The organism is Streptomyces sp. NPDC055078, assembly GCF_053607985.1.
Map to the genome: position 1 here is coordinate 1 of NZ_JBSGUP010000899.1, position 2,641 is coordinate 2,641.

1 protein-coding gene is annotated in these 2,641 nt (G+C 68.5%); it reads left to right on the plus strand.

The window, feature by feature from the left end; translation table 11 throughout:
- Positions 1-18 precede the first annotated feature (18 nt).
- On the plus strand, positions 19-2,409 hold the full coding sequence (locus ACWF94_RS38340) for a SpoIIE family protein phosphatase (RefSeq protein WP_453499563.1): 2,391 nt from the start codon (positions 19-21) through the stop codon (positions 2,407-2,409).
- Positions 2,410-2,641 lie beyond the last annotated feature (232 nt).

Here is a 2,641-nt window from a genome sequence, read left to right on the forward strand (position 1 = left end):
GCTCGGACTGGATACCTCATGGAAACGTTCAGTATCGGACAAGTCGATCTTGCGTGCCCCCTTGATGCCGACCGCGCCGCTGCCGCGATACTGGACGACCGAGGGATGGTCATCGGCTGGAACGAGAAGGCCCAGGAACTGCTCGGCTACCGGGCAAGGGACGTCGTCCGCCGTCCCGCCGCCCGGCTGCTGGCAGTCGAGAGCGAGGCGGGGCCGCCGCCGTCAGGCTCCGAACGGCCCATGACCGGAACTGTCGTACTGCGGCATCGGGACGGTCACCAGGTGTCCGTGTGGGTACAGACGTGCCCGGTACGGCAAGCCGGCGGTGTGTGCTGGCTGCTGGTCGGTGCCGATCGCACACTCGTGCGCCAGTGGCAGATGAAACAGGCGATACTGAAAGGGCTCTTCTCCCAGTCGCCCATCGGGTTGGCTGTCTGCGACACCGACCAGCGGCTGACGTGGGTGAACCTCGCAGGCGATGAGATGTTCGCCGGTCTCATCGGAGCCCGCGTCGACAGGATGCTGCCGGATATCGAGTATCTGTACGGGCTCGACGCGGAAAACACAACACAGGCGATGGATCAGATCCTGCGCACCGGCGAACCCCTCACGGCGCTCGCCCGGGCACGGCCCCCCAGGGCCCCGGAGCGCTACCGTGTCATGGCCAGCACGATCTTCCGCCTCCGGGACGATGCGGGCGAGGTTCTCGGGCTGTGCAACGCGTTCACCGATGTCACGACGCGGTACAACGACCAGCAGCGACTGCTGCTGCTCAGTGAAGCCGGCCTTCACATCAGTGGCCGCCTCGACATCACCGGGATTGCCGCCGGGTTGACCGATGTCTGCGTCCCCCGCTTCGCCGAGGCCGTCACGGTCGACATCCAGGACCGGCTCCTGCACGGTGAGGACACCCCGGTCACCACCGCGGTGCCCCCACTGACCCGAGTGGCACAGAACGCCGCGCAGGAGCAGTACCTGGAGGCGGGCGCTCCCCCTTACGCGGTGCACTACCCCGCGGACTCGGCGCAGATGCACAGCTGGATGACCGGACAGGCTGTCACAGGCAAGATCAGCTCCGCCGTTCCGGGCGCCGATTCTCCTGTGGGCGAGCCTGACGACGCCCTCACCGAACAGCTTTTCCTGCCCTTGCGGACCCCCCGTACGACGATGGGCCTCGTGACCTTCCTGAGGTCCGCACGCCACGACCCCTTCGGTGACGCAGACGTGAGTCTGGCCGGGGAACTCGCGGCGCGGGCAGCTGTGTCACTGGACAATGCCTGGCGATACGCCCGCGAGCAGGCGACGGCCCTCACGCTCCAGCAGTCGCTGCTGCCGAGAGAGCTGCCGTCCCAGACGGCGGTGGAGGTCGCCCACCGCTATCTCCCCGCACAGGCGAGCGCCGGGGTCGGCGGTGACTGGTTCGACCTCGTCCCGCTCTCCGGGGCCCGCGTCGCACTCGTCGTCGGCGACGTGGTCGGCCACGGTCTGCAGGCCGCGGCTACCATGGGGCGGCTGCGCACAACCGTACAGGCCCTGGCCGGCCTCGACCTCGCACCAGACGAACTGCTGGCCCGTCTCGATGACCTGGTGAGCCGGACCCCAAGCGGTCAGGGAGGCACAGCGGCGGCGGAGGACACGATCGGTGCGAGCTGTCTGTACGCCGTCTATGACCCCGTCACCCGGCTCTGCGGCATCGCTCGCGCCGGCCATCTGCCCCCCGCGATCGTCCTGCCGGACGGAACCGTTCGCTTCGCGGACGCTCCGGCCGGACCTCCGCTCGGGGTCGGTGGTCTCCCCTTCGAGATGACCGAGATCGAGCTGCCTGAAGGCAGCGTGCTCGCCCTGTTCACCGACGGCCTGGTCGAATCCCGGGTACGCGACCTGGACACCGGGCTCCAGAGCCTCCAAGACCTTCTCGCTCATGCCGACCTTCCCCTGGAGCAGACCTGCGACCGCCTCATCGAGTCCCTGCTGCACGAAGATCCGGAGGACGACGCCGCCATTCTCCTGGCGCGGATAAACAGCCTGCCGGAAAACGTGGTCACCACCTGGCAGTTGGCCGCCGACCCCAGCGTCGTCGCGGATGCCCGAGCCCTGGCCACCGACCAGCTTTCGGCCTGGGACCTCGAAGAAGCCGTCTTCACCACCGAATTGATCGTCAGCGAACTCGTGACCAACGCCATCCGCTACGCCGCCGGACCGATCAGCCTGCGCCTCATCCGCGACCGCAGCCTGATCTGTGAGGTCTCGGACACCGGCTTCACCTCCCCTCATCTGCGGCGGGCCGCGACCGACGAAGAGGGCGGACGAGGGCTCTTCCTCGTCGCACAGCTCACCGAACGGTGGGGAACCCGCTACCACCAAGGCGGCAAGACCATCTGGACCGAACAGCGGTTGGCGCCGTGGTGAGTGGATGAAGCGGCGGGGAAGCCGCGTCGGCCCCGGTGGCGCGACGGGGTCGCCAGGGACAGGGTGACGAAACCGCCGGGTGCCGTCGGCTTCCCCCGGTTGCGGGAACGGGCTGCACCGGGGAGGGTCTCTCCCGGTCAGTGCCAGGTGCGGTCGATGCCGGTGGGGTTGTCGCCCTGGACGGGGCCGATGAAGTCCTCCATGATGCCGCGCAGCCGTTCCACCCGGGCGC